At 60.7% G+C, this 16981-nt stretch carries 15 protein-coding genes; 10 read left to right on the top strand and 5 right to left on the bottom strand.

Annotated features, from left to right (window positions below; all coding sequences use genetic code 11):
- Nucleotides 1-557: 557 nt before the first annotated feature.
- The 3 genes from BMY73_RS26855 to BMY73_RS26845 all read right to left on the bottom strand — a co-directional run bounded on the left by BMY73_RS26855 (nt 558) and on the right by BMY73_RS26845 (nt 2442).
- On the bottom strand, nt 558-1340 hold the full coding sequence (locus tag BMY73_RS26855; protein WP_062383269.1) for a lipotoxin F family OmpA-related lipoprotein LptF: 783 nt from the start codon (nt 1338-1340) through the stop codon (nt 558-560).
- Between the two features lie 47 nt (nt 1341-1387).
- A complete protein-coding gene (locus BMY73_RS26850) occupies nt 1388-1813 on the bottom strand; it encodes a DUF4398 domain-containing protein (protein WP_062383266.1) in 426 nt (141 codons plus the stop codon).
- A 284-nt stretch (nt 1814-2097) separates the two neighbouring features.
- Nucleotides 2098-2442, bottom strand: a complete 345-nt coding sequence (locus BMY73_RS26845) for a pilin assembly protein (protein ID WP_092410911.1) — start codon at nt 2440-2442, stop codon at nt 2098-2100.
- A 234-nt stretch (nt 2443-2676) separates the two neighbouring features.
- Here BMY73_RS26845 and ppc point away from each other — a divergent pair, with 234 nt between their 5' ends.
- From ppc to BMY73_RS26815, 6 genes are all read left to right on the top strand, one after another.
- A complete protein-coding gene (gene ppc, locus BMY73_RS26840; protein ID WP_062383246.1) occupies nt 2677-5313 on the top strand; it encodes a phosphoenolpyruvate carboxylase in 2637 nt (878 codons plus the stop codon).
- 282 nt (nt 5314-5595) lie between these two features.
- A complete protein-coding gene (gene adk, locus BMY73_RS26835) occupies nt 5596-6243 on the top strand; it encodes an adenylate kinase (RefSeq protein ID WP_062383243.1) in 648 nt (215 codons plus the stop codon).
- Nucleotides 6244-6347: 104 nt separating this feature from the next.
- Nucleotides 6348-7022 carry a tRNA (adenosine(37)-N6)-threonylcarbamoyltransferase complex dimerization subunit type 1 TsaB gene (gene tsaB, locus BMY73_RS26830; protein WP_092410909.1) on the top strand — a complete coding sequence of 225 codons (675 nt, stop codon included), beginning with the start codon at nt 6348-6350 and terminating at the stop codon, nt 7020-7022.
- A 572-nt stretch (nt 7023-7594) separates the two neighbouring features.
- A complete protein-coding gene (locus tag BMY73_RS26825; RefSeq protein ID WP_062383239.1) occupies nt 7595-7885 on the top strand; it encodes a hypothetical protein in 291 nt (96 codons plus the stop codon).
- Nucleotides 7882-8754 carry a DUF72 domain-containing protein gene (locus tag BMY73_RS26820; RefSeq protein WP_092410907.1) on the top strand — a complete coding sequence of 291 codons (873 nt, stop codon included), beginning with the start codon at nt 7882-7884 and terminating at the stop codon, nt 8752-8754. The genes BMY73_RS26825 and BMY73_RS26820 overlap by 4 nt, the downstream gene beginning before the upstream one ends.
- A gap of 42 nt (nt 8755-8796) precedes the next feature.
- Complete coding sequence (locus BMY73_RS26815) at nt 8797-9495, top strand: extensin-like domain-containing protein (RefSeq protein WP_092410905.1); 699 nt, start codon at nt 8797-8799, stop codon at nt 9493-9495.
- 24 nt (nt 9496-9519) lie between these two features.
- Here the strand turns inward: BMY73_RS26815 and BMY73_RS26810 are convergent, their stop codons facing one another.
- Nucleotides 9520-10149 (bottom strand): energy transducer TonB, encoded by a 630-nt coding sequence (locus BMY73_RS26810; RefSeq protein WP_092410903.1) that lies wholly within the window; start codon nt 10147-10149, stop codon nt 9520-9522.
- A gap of 98 nt (nt 10150-10247) precedes the next feature.
- Between BMY73_RS26810 and BMY73_RS26805 the strand changes: the two genes are divergently transcribed.
- Nucleotides 10248-11030, top strand: a complete 783-nt coding sequence (locus BMY73_RS26805) for a class I SAM-dependent methyltransferase (protein ID WP_092410901.1) — start codon at nt 10248-10250, stop codon at nt 11028-11030.
- Nucleotides 11031-11147: 117 nt separating this feature from the next.
- Here BMY73_RS26805 and BMY73_RS26800 read toward each other — a convergent pair whose 3' ends face one another.
- Nucleotides 11148-11798 (bottom strand): TetR/AcrR family transcriptional regulator, encoded by a 651-nt coding sequence (locus BMY73_RS26800; protein WP_274523316.1) that lies wholly within the window; start codon nt 11796-11798, stop codon nt 11148-11150.
- 92 nt (nt 11799-11890) lie between these two features.
- Between BMY73_RS26800 and BMY73_RS26795 the strand changes: the two genes are divergently transcribed.
- The 3 genes from BMY73_RS26795 (at nt 11891) to BMY73_RS26785 (ending at nt 16780) form a co-directional block, all read left to right on the top strand.
- Nucleotides 11891-12991, top strand: coding sequence for an efflux RND transporter periplasmic adaptor subunit (locus tag BMY73_RS26795; protein ID WP_092410899.1), 1101 nt, complete (start codon nt 11891-11893; stop codon nt 12989-12991).
- A gap of 6 nt (nt 12992-12997) precedes the next feature.
- Nucleotides 12998-16081: an efflux RND transporter permease subunit gene (locus BMY73_RS26790; protein ID WP_092410897.1), complete on the top strand. Its 3084-nt coding sequence runs from the start codon at nt 12998-13000 to the stop codon at nt 16079-16081.
- Between the two features lie 132 nt (nt 16082-16213).
- Complete coding sequence (locus tag BMY73_RS26785) at nt 16214-16780, top strand: DUF4337 domain-containing protein (protein WP_062383200.1); 567 nt, start codon at nt 16214-16216, stop codon at nt 16778-16780.
- The last annotated feature ends 201 nt before the right edge of the window (nt 16781-16981 follow it).

Genomic DNA, 16981 nt, shown 5'->3' with positions numbered 1-16981 from the left:
CGCGACAGTCCAGACACCGCAAATCGCGACTTGGGTGCAGGCCAAACGCAGACGACGCGCAGTGGGTCGAGCGGCAGGGATGCCGCAAGAGCGCCGTCAGGGCATGGATGCCCGTTCGGCGCGGGCCCACGGAGCGTCGTCGGAGTGCGGGTACCCGAGGCAGTCGGGCCCAACCAGGAGCTGGGCACTTTTGGTTACTTTTGGTGCCTTTTCAAAAGTGACCCGCCGGAGGGGCGGAAAGGTGAATCGGCGCCACCCGAAAAAATGGATCTGCCCACCCTCCCAATGCCAAAGCCCACGAACCCACCCACCGCGATCTGCCGGGAACCGGCAGCAAACCCGGAGCATTCGGAGTGTCAGGCATAACCGGGGCGTTTGGTTTTGCTGCCGCTTCGCGCCAGATCGTCCGAGTGCGGCCCAGAGCAAGCGCGCTCCTACAGGGACTGCGTCAACCTGATGCTTCTGCTGCTTTTCCTGTCGCAAAAAAAAGCCCCATCTGCATCCACAGACGGGGCCTTCTGAGCTACAGCGGCAATGACATCACCGCATCAGCCGTATCACTGCATCGAAGAACGCGGTGCAACCGGCTGGTTGTCATTGGAGATGGTCACCTCCACACGACGGTTCATCGCACGGCCGGACGCGGTGGCGTTGTCCGCAACCGGGTACTCCTTGCCATAACCCTGGGCAACCACACGGTCCATGTCCACGCCCATCTTCACCAGGGCCATACGCACGGAGTTCGCGCGACGCTCGGACAGAGACAGGTTGTAGGCCGCCGAACCGGTGCTGTCGGTGTAGCCCTCAACGATCACCTTGCGATCAGGGTTCTCGGACAGGAACTGCGCCAGCTTGTTCACGTTGACCAGACCCGCAGACTTCAGCTCAGCCTTGTTCAGGTCAAACAGAACGTCGCCAAAGGTGACCAGTGTGCCGCGTTCGGTTTGCTTGGCGTTCAGGCTGTTTTGCAGTTGCTTGATCTGAGCATCGCGAGCATCCAGACGCGCCTGGGCACGCTGTGCCGAGGCGTTCTTCAGGTCGTTTTCAGCGGTTTTCAGATTGATCGTCTGCTTCGCCAGTTCGACGCGCTGATTGGTCAGGTACGCCAGCTGATCGACTTTCTTTTCGTCGTCATGATTGCGGTACGCAGCGTCCGCCTTGTCCAGCCATTCGCTGGCATCTTTGGTTTCCAGTGCCGCCAGTTCAGTGGCTTTCGGATTGCTTTGCAGCGCCGAAAAGTTGGTTCGGGCCTGTTCCAGGTTCACGTTCGGTTGTGAGGAGCAAGCCGCCAGACCAACGCTCAGGGCCAGCAGGGCAGGGATAAGTACTTGTTTACGCATGATGGTTTCTTCCTTTAAATCAATGGCCAATGCATGAAGAGCGAGGGTTACTGGCTGACCGGCTGAACCTGGCGCATGCCTTCTTCACGCAGTTCATTGACGCCCTGACGAGCATCCTGCACCGCTTTCTGGGCCTTGGCGGCCTGGGCCTTACGCTCGGCTACACGAGCGTCCCATTCGGCTTGCTCGGCATATCGGCGGGCTTCGTCGTATTTCTTTTCCTGCATCGCCAGTTCGGCCTGCTTGAACTTGTCCTGAGCGGATTTCATTTCCACCGCAGCGTACTCGGTACCGCCGGCGGTAACGGCTGCGTTCACGGCGGACTGGGTGACGGCATATTGCTCGCTGGGCGGCTTGCCCGCGCAACCCGCGAGCAGGAAGCTGGTGCCCAGTGCCAGCGCAGCCAGTTTCAGCCCGCGCAGGCCATTGAACGTGGTTTTGGCAGTGCTGATATTCATGGTGGTCAACTCCATTTCGAAACTCCTGAAAACACGTTGTTTTCCATTTCAGTCAAGGGCCTTGGCGGCTGGATGACAGGGTCATTTATCCGCTGCCATCTGCCGGCTTTTTCTGTAATGGCTAAATGCTCGGACCTCTATGGTTTTTGAATAGTTCAGGGATTTTTAACCATCTGACTGGGTGGATTCGTGCCGGATGAGAAATTGACGCGGCAAATTTGGCACAGAAAGAGATGTCCCCACGCCCGGATTAGCGGGGTGGGGCGACTCATTTGAACGCGCTGAAAACGACGTCGTTATCAGTGCTGCTGGCTGTCCTGCTGATCGGACAAATCCTGCAGAAAACGACGTGACAAGGCGAGGAATCGAGGCGTCGGACCGACATCCTCGTACAGCGGATCGCCTTCCTCATCGGTGGCGACCACGTGTGAGCCTTTGATATACGGAAAGCTGGCTTCCAGCTCTTCCAGGGCGGCGCCGATCAGCTCACCCAGAAGCTCTTCTGGCGAGCGTTTGGGGTACATTTCAGCGAGCGCGGCCAGCCGTGCCGCGGCTTCGACATCCAGATGAACTGCGTAGCCGGTCTTGGTCAGACGACCCTTGGCGGTCTGTTCCCACTGTTGTGCGAGCTCACGGATTTTCATAAAGACCTCTTCGTACACCCGCGTGATGGCGGGCTTCAGGCGAATGTTCGAACCCTCGTGGGGTTCGCTGATGAGACTAGCTTGCTCCCGGCAGATGTGCGGCAAAGGGTTGCGCGCATGTATGAATTTGTCGCTCTATACACAGAGATAGAGGCAAAACTGACGAGGGCGTTCAGTTTCGAGTGATCGAACTGACTCAAGGCAGAACAAAAAAACGCTGAAGGAGAAGGCCGGATGGCTGATATCGATGCACGATTGCGCGAGGACGTTCACCTGCTGGGTGAGCTGTTGGGCAACACGATTCGTGATCAGCACGGGGCTGATTTTCTCGAGAAGATCGAGCGTATCCGCAAGAGCGCCAAGGCCGGGCGGCATGGCTCGACGCAAGGTACCGAGCAATTGAGCTCCAACCTTGAAAGCCTCGGTGAAGACGAGCTGCTGCCGGTGGCGCGGGCCTTCAATCAATTCTTGAACCTGGCCAACATCGCTGAGCAGTACCAGCTCATCCATCGCCGCGATGACAGCAAGCCGCCGCCCTTCGAATACCGTGTTCTGCCGCAACTGCTGGAGCGTCTCCAGCAGTCCGGGCACTCCTCCGAGGCCTTGGCTCGCCAGCTCGGGAAACTGGAAATCGAGCTGGTGCTGACGGCGCATCCCACCGAAGTCGCCCGTCGAACCCTGATCCAGAAATACGACGCCATCGCCGCGCAGCTTGCGGCCCTCGATCATCGGGATCTGAACCGCCTTGAGCGCAAGCAGATAACCGAGCGGCTGCAACGTTTGATCGCCGAAGCCTGGCACACCGAGGAGATCCGCCGCGTTCGCCCCACACCCGTGGACGAAGCGAAGTGGGGATTTGCGGTGATCGAAAACTCGCTGTGGCAAGCCATTCCCAACTACCTGCGCAAAGCGGATCAGGCGTTACACGCGGCGACGGGCCTGCATCTGCCGCTCGAAGCCGCACCGATTCGCTTTGCCTCGTGGATGGGCGGCGACCGGGATGGCAACCCGAATGTCACCGCGGCTGTCACCCGTGAAGTGCTGTTGCTGGCGCGCTGGATGGCGGCCGATTTGTACTTGCGGGATGTCGATCAACTGGCGGCTGAGCTGTCGATGCAGCGCGCGAGCCCCGCGCTGATGGCCGTGGCGGGCGACAGCGCCGAGCCTTACCGCAGCGTGCTGAAAAAGCTCCGCGATCGGCTGCGTGCCACCCGGAACTGGGCGCATGCTTCATTAAGTGTCACGCAACCGGCGCCTGAGGGCGTGCTGCACAACAACCGTGATCTGCTGGACCCGTTGCAACTGTGCTATCAGTCATTGCATGAGTGCGGCATGGGCGTGATCGCCGACGGGCCGTTGCTGGATTGCCTGCGGCGTGCCGTCACGTTCGGTTTGTTTCTGGTCAAGCTGGACGTGCGTCAGGACTCCACGCGACACAGCTCGGCGATGACCGAAATCACCGACTACCTGGGCCTCGGGCGCTACAACGAATGGGACGAAGACGCGCGTATCGAATTTCTGTTGCGTGAGTTGAGCAACAAGCGCCCGTTGCTGCCCGCGCATTTCAAACCGGCCGCCGAAACCGCCGAAGTGCTGGCGACCTGTCGGGAAGTGGCCGCCGCCCCTGCCGCCTCTTTGGGGTCATACGTCATCTCCATGGCCGGTGCGGCGTCCGACGTGCTGGCCGTGCAACTGCTATTGAAGGAAGCCGGATTACAGCGCCCGATGCGCGTGGTGCCGTTGTTTGAAACCCTGGCCGATCTGGACAACGCCGGGCCGGTGATCGAGCACTTGCTGAGCCTGCCGGGCTATCGCCTGCGCCTGCACGGCCCGCAGGAAGTCATGATTGGTTACTCCGACTCGGCCAAGGACGCAGGCACGACAGCCGCCGCGTGGGCGCAGTACCGGGCGCAGGAAAAACTGGTGGAGATCTGCCGCGCGCAGCAGGTTGAACTGCTGTTGTTTCACGGCCGTGGCGGTACGGTCGGACGGGGCGGTGGCCCTGCACACGCGGCGATTCTGTCGCAGCCGCCAGGCTCGGTCGCCGGGCGTTTCCGTACGACTGAACAGGGCGAGATGATTCGCTTCAAGTTCGGCCTGCCGGACATCGCCGAACAGAACCTCAATCTTTATCTGGCGGCCGTGCTCGAAGCGACGCTGCAGCCGCCGCCCATGCCCGAGCCGGCCTGGCGGACAATGATGGATGAGCTGGCGGCGGACGGCGTCAGGGCGTACCGCGCCGTGGTGCGAGAAGACCCTGAGTTCGTCGAGTACTTCCGCCAGGCAACGCCTGAGCAGGAACTTGGCCGTCTGCCATTGGGGAGTCGGCCGGCCAAGCGTCGGGAGGGCGGGGTCGAAAGCCTGCGGGCGATCCCGTGGATTTTTGCCTGGACTCAAACGCGCTTGATGCTGCCTGCCTGGCTGGGCTGGGAAGAAGCCCTGGGCAAAGCGCTTGAACGGGGTGAAGGCGAGCTTCTGGCGCAAATGCGCGAGCAGTGGCCATTTTTCCGCACGCGGATCGACATGCTGGAGATGGTGCTCGCCAAGGCCGACAGCGACATCGCACAACTCTATGACGAGCGTCTGGTGGAGCCGGGGCTTCTGCATTTAGGTGCGCATCTACGCGACCTATTGTCGCAGGCCTGCAGCGTGGTGCTTGGATTGACCGGGCAATCGCAGTTACTGGCGCACAGCCCTGAAACGTTGAAATTCATCAGCCTGCGCAATACCTATCTCGATCCGCTTCATCTATTGCAAGCCGAGTTGCTGGCACGATCCCGTGCTCAGGACGCCAGTCTGGACAGTCCTTTAGTACAGGCCTTGTTGGTGTCTGTCGCAGGCATTGCCGCCGGTCTGCGCAACACCGGCTAAGGTGAGGGTCGCCGGGCGAATGAGGGCGAAAGCCTTCATCTCGCGGCATGCGGCTGACCGGTGAGGGCGCTTCCCTTTAAAGTTGCGCCGGGTCATACCGGACGATTGATCGTTGCCAACCTACTGGTTTATGGCGGGTTACTGCGACTTTTGGCGTCTTGTGCGCCATGAACCGGCTGTGTATCTTGATCAGCCTTTGGCCGTTGGGTCAGTTAAAACTTTGCGATTGGCCCCATTTAGGCGAATCCGACGAAATCTCTATAAAAATTGAGGAGCACAACAATGCGCGTGATTCTGCTGGGAGCTCCCGGGGCCGGTAAAGGTACTCAGGCAACGTTCATTACCAAGCAATTCAACATCCCGCAGATCTCTACCGGTGACATGCTGCGCGCAGCGGTCAAGGCGGGGACTGAACTGGGCCTGAAAGCCAAGAGCGTGATGGACAGTGGCGGTCTGGTTTCCGATGATTTGATCATCGGCCTGATCAAGGATCGCCTGTCGCAACCTGACTGCGCCAACGGCTGCCTGTTCGACGGTTTCCCACGTACCATTCCTCAGGCCGAAGCCCTGAAGAATGCGGGCCTGGCGATCGATCACGTCGTAGAGATCAAGGTCGACGACGAAGAAATCGTTCAGCGCATTTCCGGCCGTCGTGTACACGAAGGTTCGGGCCGCGTTTACCACACCATCCACAACCCGCCAAAAGTGGAAGGCGTGGATGATGTGACCGGCGAGCCGCTGGTACAGCGCAAAGACGACGTCGAAGAAACCGTGCGCCATCGTCTGTCGGTCTATCACGCGCAGACCGAGCCTCTGGTCGAGTTCTATAAAAAGCTTGAAGAGAAGGACGGCACGCCGAAGTTCAGCAGCATTCCAGGCGTGGGTTCGGTCGAGCAGATCACCTCCAAAGTGAAGGAAGCGCTGGCCTGATCGATTGATCGGTGCAGTGAACAACGGCCCGCTTGCGGGCCGTTGTTGTTTATAATGCGGCACTTTTTTGTCTAACCCTCTTTTGCGCAACCCTGGAAAACCCGATGACGACCCTGCTGGCCCTGGACACCGCCACTGAAGCCTGCTCAGTTGCTTTGCTGCACGACGGCAAAGTGCTGACTCACTACGAGGTGATCCCGCGTCTGCACGCGCAGAAACTGCTGCCGATGATCAAGGACTTGCTGGCGGAGGCGGGCATCGGCCTGTCGGCGCTGGACGCCATCGCTTTCGGTCGCGGCCCCGGTGCCTTTACCGGTGTGCGCATTGCCATCGGCGTGGTGCAGGGGTTGGCTTTCGGGCTTGATCGTCCGGTGCTGCCCGTTTCCAATCTGGCGGTACTGGCGCAGCGGGCGTTTCGTGAGCACGGCGTCAATCAGGTGGCTGCTGCCATCGATGCGCGGATGGACGAGGTGTATTGGGGTTGCTATCGCGACATCGCGGGCGAGATGAGGCTGGAGGGAGAGGAGGCCGTAATGCCGCCTGAGCAGGCCGCCCTGCCTGCCGAGGCGGTGGGAGACTGGTTCGGCGCGGGCACCGGTTGGGGGTATGCCGAGCGTATTCCTGTGACGGTCTCCGGTCAGGACGCCAGCATGCTGCCCCACGCCCAGGACCTGCTGACGCTGGCGACCTTCGCCTGGCAGCGCGGTGAGTCCATCGTGGCCGACGATGCCCAGCCGGTTTATCTGCGCGACAAAGTGGCCACGCCGAAAGCGCGTTGAACTGCGGCCTGGACACAGATTCGTGGCTCAACCCGGACCCTGCGGGAGACGTCCGAGGTTACGAGGGTATGGGCCGCAATTCGGACGAAGGCGGTGTGCCAGTCACCGTTGAGGGTGCTGACCCATTGCATTCGCCAGCAAGCCGGCTCCCACAGGTCCGAGGTCTGGACACAGATTCGTGGCTCAACCCGGACCCTGTGGAAGACGTCCGAGGTTACGAGGGCCTGGGCCGCACTCGGACGAAGGCGGTGCGTCAGTCACCGTTGAGGGTGCTGACGCACTGCATTCGCCAGAAAGCTCACTCACACAGATCTGCGGTCTGGACACGGGTCAGCAAGCCGACGCCTACAATCCTCGGCTCTACCGCTGATAATGTGCTGTGTGCGAACGGCAAACACGCGCGATATGCGACCCAAGTCACAGGATTCAGTACCGTTCGGCGACAAATGTTCATTTTCTGCCCGGTGGATTTAAACGTTTTGTAATAACTGTGGTCTAGTTATCGTTCGCGAGTTTGCTTAAGCGCGTTCTGTGAGATTAAATTGCCACTACAAGACGCCGAGTAAGCATCGATGCGCATTAATGGTCCTTCACAACGTTCGTACCCGATAAAGCGCAAGCCCCGCAAAGGCTCTGCGACAATCGACAACGCCTCCGAAGAAGTGATCGACGACATTGAAGTCATCCCTCAATCATCGCGGCGTCAGACTGGCAGTACCGCCAATGTGCCTGCTCGCCAGCAAGACATCATTTTTCCGCGCGCCATGAGCACCCGTGTTGCCCACGCTTTGAGCAGCTACCTGACGACGTCCACCTTCGTCGACTGGGACCTTGAGGTCTCGGGGCTCGACCTTCACGTTTGAACGTCGCCAACCCGCCTTACTACATCGGTTGCCCGTCCTGGAGCGAAAACGCCTGGCGTCAATCGCTGTACCCGGAGGACGCGCGCAGCACGGATTTTCTCGAGCTTTACGCTCAAGTCTTTAACGCCGTCGAAGGCAACACCACTTTCTATGCCCGTCCGGCTGCCACCACGGTGCAGCGCTGGGCGCAGGTGCTGCCTGAGCATTTTCGTTTCACTGCCAAGTTTCCCGGCGACATCAGCCACGCGGGCGACCTGCGCGAGCACTTGACGTCGGCGGAGGATTTCCTGACGTTACTGGCGCCGCTCGGCGAGCGCGTCCAACCGCTGTGGTTGCAACTGCCTGCGAGCTTCACCCCGAACCGACTGGGTGAACTGGCCGCCTTCATTGACGGGCTGGAAGGGCAGTCTTTGGCAGTCGAGGTGCGAAACATGGCGTTCTTCAGCAAAGGCGAAGAAGAGCGGATGCTCAATCGCCTGCTGCTCGACCGTGGTGTCGAACGTATCTGTCTGGATTCACGGCCGTTGTTCAGTTGTATTTCCAGCGATCCGGCCGTCCTGCATGCGCAATCGAAAAAGCCGAAAGTCCCGCCACGTCCGGCTGCGTTGACGCCATTTCCTCAGGTGCGCTTCATCGGGCGTCCAGAGCTGGAGGCTAACGACAGTTTTGTCGAGCAGTGGGCGCAGAAAGTGGCCGGATGGATTGAAGAAGGGCGCACGCCGTATGTCTTCTTGCACACGCCGGACAACATCCAGGCCCCGGACCTTGCCCGACGTTTCCATCAGCAATTGATGACCTTGCTGCCGGGCTTGCCTGAACTGCCGGAGCTGGATCGTGGGCCACACGTGGAGCAACTCGGGCTGCTGTGAGGTCGATAGGGTTGACGCCCTCACTCTCTGGACACCTTGCCCATGCGCGGTTCGACTGTTTTTCTCGCTTTATTGTTGATCAGCGCCGGGCTTGTTTTTTCTGTCCGGCGGGGTTGGCTCGACGTGCCCCAGCAGTGGAATCCCTGGGCGCCGCTCGATGTCCGTGAACCGCCAAACCTGCTGACTTCCTACAAGCTTTGGCACCTGCGAGCTGACCCCTTGCTCTGTGATCAGGCGTTACAGACCTCGACACTGCGTTATGCCCATCAGGCAGATAGCGCCCCGGATGCCAAGTGCCCGTTGAACGATGTGTTGCGTATTCAGGGCGGCGACGTGGCGTTAAGCAGCAGTTTTCTCTCCAGTTGTCCGCTCGCGGTGGCGTACGCGCTGTTCGATGTTCACGCCTTGCAACCGGCGGCGCAGACCGTGTTCGGGCAGCAGGTGGTCCAGGTCGATCATCTGGGGAGCTTCGCCTGTCGCAACGTTTATAACCGCAGCGAGGGACGGCTCAGCCAGCATGCGTCAGCCAATGCGCTGGATATCGCAGGGTTTCGTCTGGCAGACGGCAGGCGGATTTCAGTGCTCAAGGACTGGAAAGACGACGGCGCCAACGGGCAGTTTCTGAGGCTGGTCAGGGATGGCGCCTGCAAGCAGTTCAACACGGTGCTCGGCCCGGACTACAACGCCGCACATCGTAATCACTTCCACGTGGACATGGGGCGATGGCAGGTTTGTCGTTGAATGACTCCGAAGCGCGATGATTCGTCAGGCTGCGATACGCAGGTTCTGCAACACAATCGGACGCGCCCAGCCATTGTCGAACGCCAGATTGCGCTGTTGTTCGGTCAATTCTTCCGGACTGTACGGCGTGGCGGGTTTATCGGCCAGGTCCCATTCGAACTCGGCGATGGGCAGGAACAGAGGGCGTGGCTGAGGGCCGGGGCCGGGTTCGACGCTGTCGTCATACGGGTTGAGTACGGTGGGACGGACCCAGCTGCTGTCGAATTCCAGATTGCGTTGTTGTTCGATCAGTTCGCTGGCGCTGAACGGCACGGCGGGCTTGTCGGCCAGGTCCCATTCGAATTCGGCGATGGGCAGAAACAGCGGTTCCGGCGGAGCGATTTCCTTGTCTTCGACCGGGCAGGCGCGCTGTTCGACGATTTTGCTCAGCGTCTTGGCACCGGCAATCGGTTCGCCAGTCAGGCTGTCCGTCGACGCCACGGCGCTGTAGGCGGGGGCAGTGCCAGCGTTATCGTCAACCTGTTGAGCCATGGCACGGGCAAACGCATCCTGCCAGAGCTGCGTGACGCCGCTCAGGGTTTCGGTATTGCGTACGCTGTAGTCGCCTGCGTACGTCAGATAACCTATCGATGATGTTTGCTGAATGTCTGACATAAGCGCTCAGTACATGCCGTGGCTCTGGCAAAATGCCGGATACATCCGTTATCGGCAGATGTTGCCAATTATTAAGAAAATTTGAGCGTGTGAACACGATGAACGAGCAACAGGCGGGCAGCCGCATCCGGGTTGAAGCTCTGACCCCTGACTCTCAGGAAAAGGCTGCGCAGTGGGCCAGGCGTCTGGGTCTCCCGCACGAAGACGCCCAAGCCGATTTCGCGTTGCAGGTCAGCGACGAGGGCTTGCAATTGCAGCAATTGGGCGACGACGCGCCGGGGCCGGTCCGTGTGGATTTCGTGGAAGGCAAGGCGGCCCATCGGCGTCTGTTCGGCGGCGGCAGTGGGCAGATGATCGCCAAGGCCGTCGGCATTCAGCCCGGCGTTCGCCCGCGTGTGCTGGATGCGACGGCAGGGATGGGCAAGGATGCGTTCGTGCTGGCGAGCCTGGGGTGTGAAATAAGCCTCATCGAACGTCAGCCGATTATTGCCGCGCTGCTCGAAGACGGTCTGGCGCGGGGATCTCAGGACCTGGAAGTGGGCGGGATCGTTGGCCAGATGCGTCTGCTGACGGGCAATTCCATTGAGCTGATGCGCAACTGGCAGGGCGAGCCACCGCAGGTGATCTACGTCGACCCGATGTTTCCACACCGTGAGAAAACGGCGCTGGTGAAAAAGGAAATGCGCTTGTTCCGGCCGCTGGTGGGGGATGACATGGACGCTCCGGCCCTGCTGGAAGCCGCTTTGGCGCTGGCTACCCACCGCGTAGTGGTCAAACGCCCGCGCAAGGCACCGTGCATTGACGGGGTAAAGCCCAGCTATGCGCTGGACGGGAAGTCCAGCCGCTATGACATTTATCCGAAGAAGGCGTTGAAGCCGTAATTCGTACTGACAGCCTGTGCAGGAGCGCGCTTGCCCGCGATTGCGGTATGTCAGAACCATGAGCGGAGACTGACACACCGCAATCGCGGGCAAGCGCGCTCCTACAATGGCCGGTGTCTATTCGGCCCGATACGCCTTCAAAAACAACGCCACCACTTCTCGCACATGCTGTTCACCGGTCTGCTCATCCGGTACGCCACCGTTGCCGATCAGCAGGCGGAAATTGCACACGCCTTTGATCAGACTCAGGAAATGCCCGGCCGCGCGCATCGGTGAATCGAAGTGCAGTCCCTCTGTGTCGTTCACCCGCGCCAGAAACCGTTCCATCTCTTGCAGGATGCGTTGTGGTCCCGCCTCGAAGAACACCTGTGAAAGCGCCGTGTCCTGGGTGCCCAGGGCGATCATCAGCCGGTGCAGTTCAATCGATTCCGGGCTGTTGATCAGGGTCTGAAATCCCCTCGCAATACCCAGCAATACTTTTTCCACGGGCTCCGCGGCGCCGACCTCGACGAACAGCTCAGGAAGCTGCTCTTCACAGCGTGCCACCACAGCGGCGGAAAACAGCGTCTCCTTGTCGTTGAAATGGCTGTAGACGGTGAGCTTGGAAACCCCGGCCTCAGCGGCCACTGCGTCCATGCTGGTGCTCGCATAGCCGTTGCGCACGAACAGGTCTTTCGCGGCGTTGAGAATCGCCTGGCGCTTGGCCAGGTCCTTGGGGCGACCGGGGCCGGTGGCGGAGGTCGCGTCGGTCATTCTTTCGTCAGGCATAGCCGTATTATTAATGGACTGTTCAGTTCGGTAATTTTTACTATACTCGCCAGTACAATTATTCCAAGCCCTCTCTCGCCAGGTGCCACACCATGTTTCGCGATGCTTTGCTCCTCGTCGTGCCGATCAGCCTGGTGTCATTGCTGGCAGGTTGTGGTCAGGAAGTATCAGTCCCCGCCACGGTGCGCCCGGCGATGGTAGTGCAACCGGTCCCGTCGTCCCAATCCATGGACAGTTATCCGGGTGAGGTTCGCGCTCGCTTCGAGCCGGAGCTCGCGTTTCGTATTCCCGGCAAAGTCAGCAAACGGTGGGTCGAAGAAGGCGAACGCGTCAAGGCCGATCAGCCGCTGGCAGAGCTGGATGCGCAGGACGTCCGCCTCCAGCTGGATGCCACGCGCGCGCAAGTTGCCGCCGCCGAAGCCAATCTGCAGATGGTCCGCTCGGAGCGTGACCGTTACAAGACACTGATGGAACGGCAGATGGTCAGCAAATCCCAATACGACAACGCCGAAAACCTGTATCGCGCGGGAGAAGCCCGCCTGCGCCAGCTCAAGGCCGAATTCACCGTTGCCGACAATCAGACCCGCTACGCGGTGCTTCGGGCCTCACAGGACGGGGTCATTGCCAGGCGACTGGTAGAAGTCGGGCAAGTCGTGGGCGCCGGGCAGACAGTGTTTACCCTGGCGGCCGATGGTGAGCGTGAAGTGTCGATCAGCTTGCCGGAACAGAACTACGGACGTTTCAAGATTGGCGATCCGGTTTCGGTGGAGCTGTGGACGCAACGTGAGCAACGTTTCCCGGGCCGTATCCGTGAACTGTCCCCGGCCGCCGATCCCCGTTCGCGGACCTTCGCCGCGCGCATCGCCTTCACCGGGGGCAAAGTGCCCGCCGAGCTTGGCCAGAGCGCACGGGTGTTCATTGCATCCGAGCACAACGTACCACTGTCGGTGCCGTTGTCTGCGCTGACTGCCGAGAATGGGGTGACCTACGTCTGGCGGCTGCAGGGCGACAACACCCTCAAGCGCACACCGGTGCAAACGGGCGCGTACGGTCAGGAGTCGGTGCCCGTATTAAGTGGCCTGCAAGCCAGCGACTGGGTCGTGGCCGCCGGTGTTCATGTGCTGCACGAGGGCGAGCAGGTTCGTCCGGTGGATCGCAGTAATCGAGCGGTGAAACTGGCGGCGAAGGAGTAAGCACGGATGCGGTTCAATCTTTCCGAATGGGCGCTGCGCAACCGGAATATGGTCTTGTACCTGATGGTGCTTCTGGCTGTGGTCGGCGCGTTGTCTTACACCAAGCTGGGGCAGAGCGAAGATCCGCCGTTCACCTTCAAAGCCATGGTCATCCGTACGCTGTGGCCTGGCGCCAGCGCCGAGGAAGTGGCGCGGCAGGTCACGGATCGCATCGAAAAGAAGCTGATGGAAACGGGGGATTACGAGCGCATCGTCTCGTTCTCGCGCCCCGGCGAGTCTCAGGTCACGTTCATGGCGCGCGATTCGCTGGTGTCGGCAAAACTGCCTGAGCTCTGGTATCAGATCCGCAAGAAGATCGGCGATATTCGTCAGACCCTGCCCGCTGGCGTCCAAGGGCCGTTTTTCAACGATGAGTTCGGCACCACCTTCGGCAATATCTATGCGCTGACCGGTGAAGGGTTCGATTACGCCGTGCTCAAGGATTACGCCGACCGCATCCAGATCCAGCTTCAGCGGGTCAAGGACGTCGGCAAGGTCGAGCTGGTTGGCCTGCAGGACGAGAAGATCTGGATCGAGCTGTCCAACGTCAAGCTCGCGACCCTCGGCTTGCCGTTGCAAGCCGTGCAGCAAGCCCTGGAAGCCCAGAACGCGGTGGTGGCCGCGAGCTTTTTCGAGACGCCAAGCGAGCGCGTCCAGTTGCGCGTGACCGGGCGCTTCCAGACCGTCGACGAGATTCGCGATTTCCCGATTCGCGTGGGTGATCGCACGTTCCGTATCAGCGATCTGGCCGATGTGCGCCGAGGCTTCAACGACCCGCCCGCGCCACGCATGCGCTTCATGGGGCAGGACGCGATTGGCCTGGCGGTCGCCATGAAAGACGGCGGCGACATCCTCGTTCTGGGCAAGGCGCTGGAAAGTGAGTTCGCCCGCTTGCAACATAACCTGCCGGCCGGCATGGAGCTGCGCAAGGTGTCCGACCAGCCTGCCGCAGTGAAAACCGGCGTCGGTGAGTTCGTTCAGGTGCTCGCTGAAGCGCTGGGCATCGTGCTGCTGGTGAGTTTCTTTTCCCTGGGCGTGCGCACCGGCATGGTCGTGGCGCTGGCGATTCCGGTGGTGTTGGCGATGACGTTCGCCTGCATGTATTACCTGGGAATCGGCCTGCACAAGATTTCGCTCGGTGCGTTGGTCCTGGCGCTGGGGTTGCTGGTGGATGACGCGATCATTGCCGTGGAAATGATGGCAATCAAGATGGAGCAGGGTTACGACCGGCTCAAGGCCGCGAGTTTTGCCTGGACCAGCACGGCCTTCCCGATGCTCACCGGCACGCTGATCACGGCAGCGGGGTTTCTGCCGATCGCCACGGCACAGTCGAGCACGGGGGAGTACACCCGCTCGATCTTCCAGGTGGTGACCATCGCCTTGCTCGCGTCGTGGGTGGCGGCTGTGGTGTTCGTGCCTTATCTGGGCGACCGGCTGTTGCCGGATCTGGCAAAGATCCATGCGGCTAAGCACGGCCCTGGTACCGGTGCGCATGACCCTTACGGCACGCCGTTCTATACGCGTGTCCGTGCCTTGGTGGGCTGGTGCGTACGCCGTCGCAAGACCGTGATCGTGCTGACCATCGGGCTGTTCGTGCTGTCGATTGTCATGTTCCGTTTCGTGCCTCAGCAGTTCTTCCCGGCCTCGGGTCGGCTGGAATTGATGGTCGACCTCAAACTCGCCGAGGGGGCTTCACTGAGCAACACCACCGAGCAGGTGAAGCGTCTGGAAGCCATGATCAAGGACCGCGCGGGCATCGAGAATTACGTGGCCTACGTGGGCACCGGTTCACCGCGCTTTTACCTGCCGCTGGACCAACAACTGCCTGCCGCCAGCTTTGCGCAGTTCGTGGTGTTGGCTAAAACCATCGAAGACCGAGAGGCCCTGCGCACCTGGTTGATCCAGATCCTGAACGAGCAGTTTCCGATGCTGCGGCCGCGTGTCACGCGACTGGAGAACGGCCCGCCCGTGGGCTATCCGGTGCAGTTCCGGATTACCGGTGAGCACATCGACGAAGTCCGGGCCCTCGCGCGCAAGGTGGCGGCCAAGGTTCGCGAAAACCCCCACGTGGTCAACGTGCATCTGGATTGGGAAGAGCCGAGCAAGGTCGTCTATCTCAATGTCGATCAGGACCGGGCGCGGGCACTCGGCGTCACCACGGCCGACCTGTCGCGTTTCCTGCAAAGCCAACTGACCGGCTCCAGCGTCAGCCAGTACCGCGAGGACGACGAACTGATCGAGATTCTGCTGCGTGGCACTGAGCAGGAACGCCATGAGCTTGGTGGCCTGGCAAGCCTGGCAATCCCGACGGAAAACGGCAGCAGTGTCGCCTTGTCCCAGGTGGCGACACTGGAGTACGGCTTCGAGGAAGGCATCATCTGGCACCGCAACCGTCTGCCGAACGTGAACATCCGCGCCGACATCTACGGCAAGGAGCAGCCGGCCACACTGGTCAAACAGATCCTGCCGACACTCGACGAAGTGCGCGCGCAACTCCCGGACGGCTACCTGCTGGAGGTCGGCGGAACCGTGGAGGATTCGACCCGTGGTCAGAACTCGGTGAACGCCGGTGTGCCCCTGTTTATTGTCGTGGTCCTGACGTTGCTGATGATCCAGCTGCGCAGTTTCTCACGCACGTTCATGGTGTTTCTGACAGCCCCGCTGGGCTTGATCGGCGTTACCCTGTTCCTGCTGATCTTTCGCCAGCCGTTCGGCTTCGTGGCCATGCTCGGCACCATCGCGCTGTCGGGCATGATCATGCGCAACTCGGTGATCCTGGTGGACCAGATCGAACAGGACATCGCCGCGGGCCTTGATCGCTGGCAAGCGATCATCGAAGCGACCGTGCGACGCTTCCGCCCGATCGTGCTCACGGCGCTGGCCGCCGTGCTGGCGATGATTCCTTTGTCCCGCAGCGTGTTCTTCGGCCCGATGGCGGTGGCGATCATGGGCGGCCTGATCGTCGCGACCGCACTGACGCTGTTGTTTCTGCCGGCGCTGTATGCGGCGTGGTTCAGGGTGAAGAAGGGCGAGGGCGATTCCACAGGCTGATAACTTTCTGATTGCTGAACGGAATCACTGCACGGCTTCTCTGGCCTGGGGATATCCCCTATATTCGCCCCGGCCAGCTCCGGCTGCTCAAGCACCATCCGTTTCAACGTCTCTTCAGGCGCACGAAAGTCCATGTCCGAATCCTTCGAAGTCCCCAGCCCTCACGAACATCATGTCGAACACGCGCACCGTTCCGGCGATCGTTTTGCCGGGAAGATCGCCGTGATGACGGCGATCATGGCCACGGTCGGGGCAATGCTCAGTTATCAGGCCGGCTCGACCGAGAGCGAGGCGGCGATGGACAAGAACAACGCTGCGATCAAGAAGACCGAGGCGTCCAATCAGTGGAATTACTACCAGGCGAAGTCGAGTCGGGAAAACCTTGCAGACTTGGCGAGCCACATCCCGGGTCTGGATGCGGCGCACTACACGGCAGAAGTGCAGCGCTACAAAGCCGACAAGGAAGCCGCGCGCGCCAGGGCCGAAGCCCTTGAGGTTCAGGCGCAGGCGTGGGACGAGAAGTCCGAGCGTGTGCTGCATTCCCACCATCGCTGGGCACAGGCGATGATGGCGATTCAGATGGCCATTTCGCTGGCGGCGATTACGTTGCTCACTCGCAAGGAGTGGTTGCAGAAGGTGTCGTATGGCGCGGGTGGGGTGAGTGTGCTGCTGGGGGTGATGGCTTGGCTGCACCTTTGAGCTTGCTCTCAATGATGGTGTTTCAGATGCTTGGGTGGCCTCACTCCCGCGGCGGTCCGTGGGTCTAGGTCGCGGTTGGTGGGGGTTGGGTTTGGCAATGGGAGGGTGGGCAGATCCATTATCTCGGGTGGCGCCGATTCACCTTTCCGCCCCTCCGGCGGGTCACTTTTGAAAAGGCACCAAAAGTAACCAAAAGTGCCC

This window comes from Pseudomonas sp. NFACC02 (genome assembly GCF_900110765.1).
In the GTDB taxonomy this organism is placed as follows: domain Bacteria; phylum Pseudomonadota; class Gammaproteobacteria; order Pseudomonadales; family Pseudomonadaceae; genus Aquipseudomonas.
The sequence above is the reverse complement of the archived record's forward strand: the minus strand, read 5'-3'. Positions and strand labels throughout refer to the sequence as shown.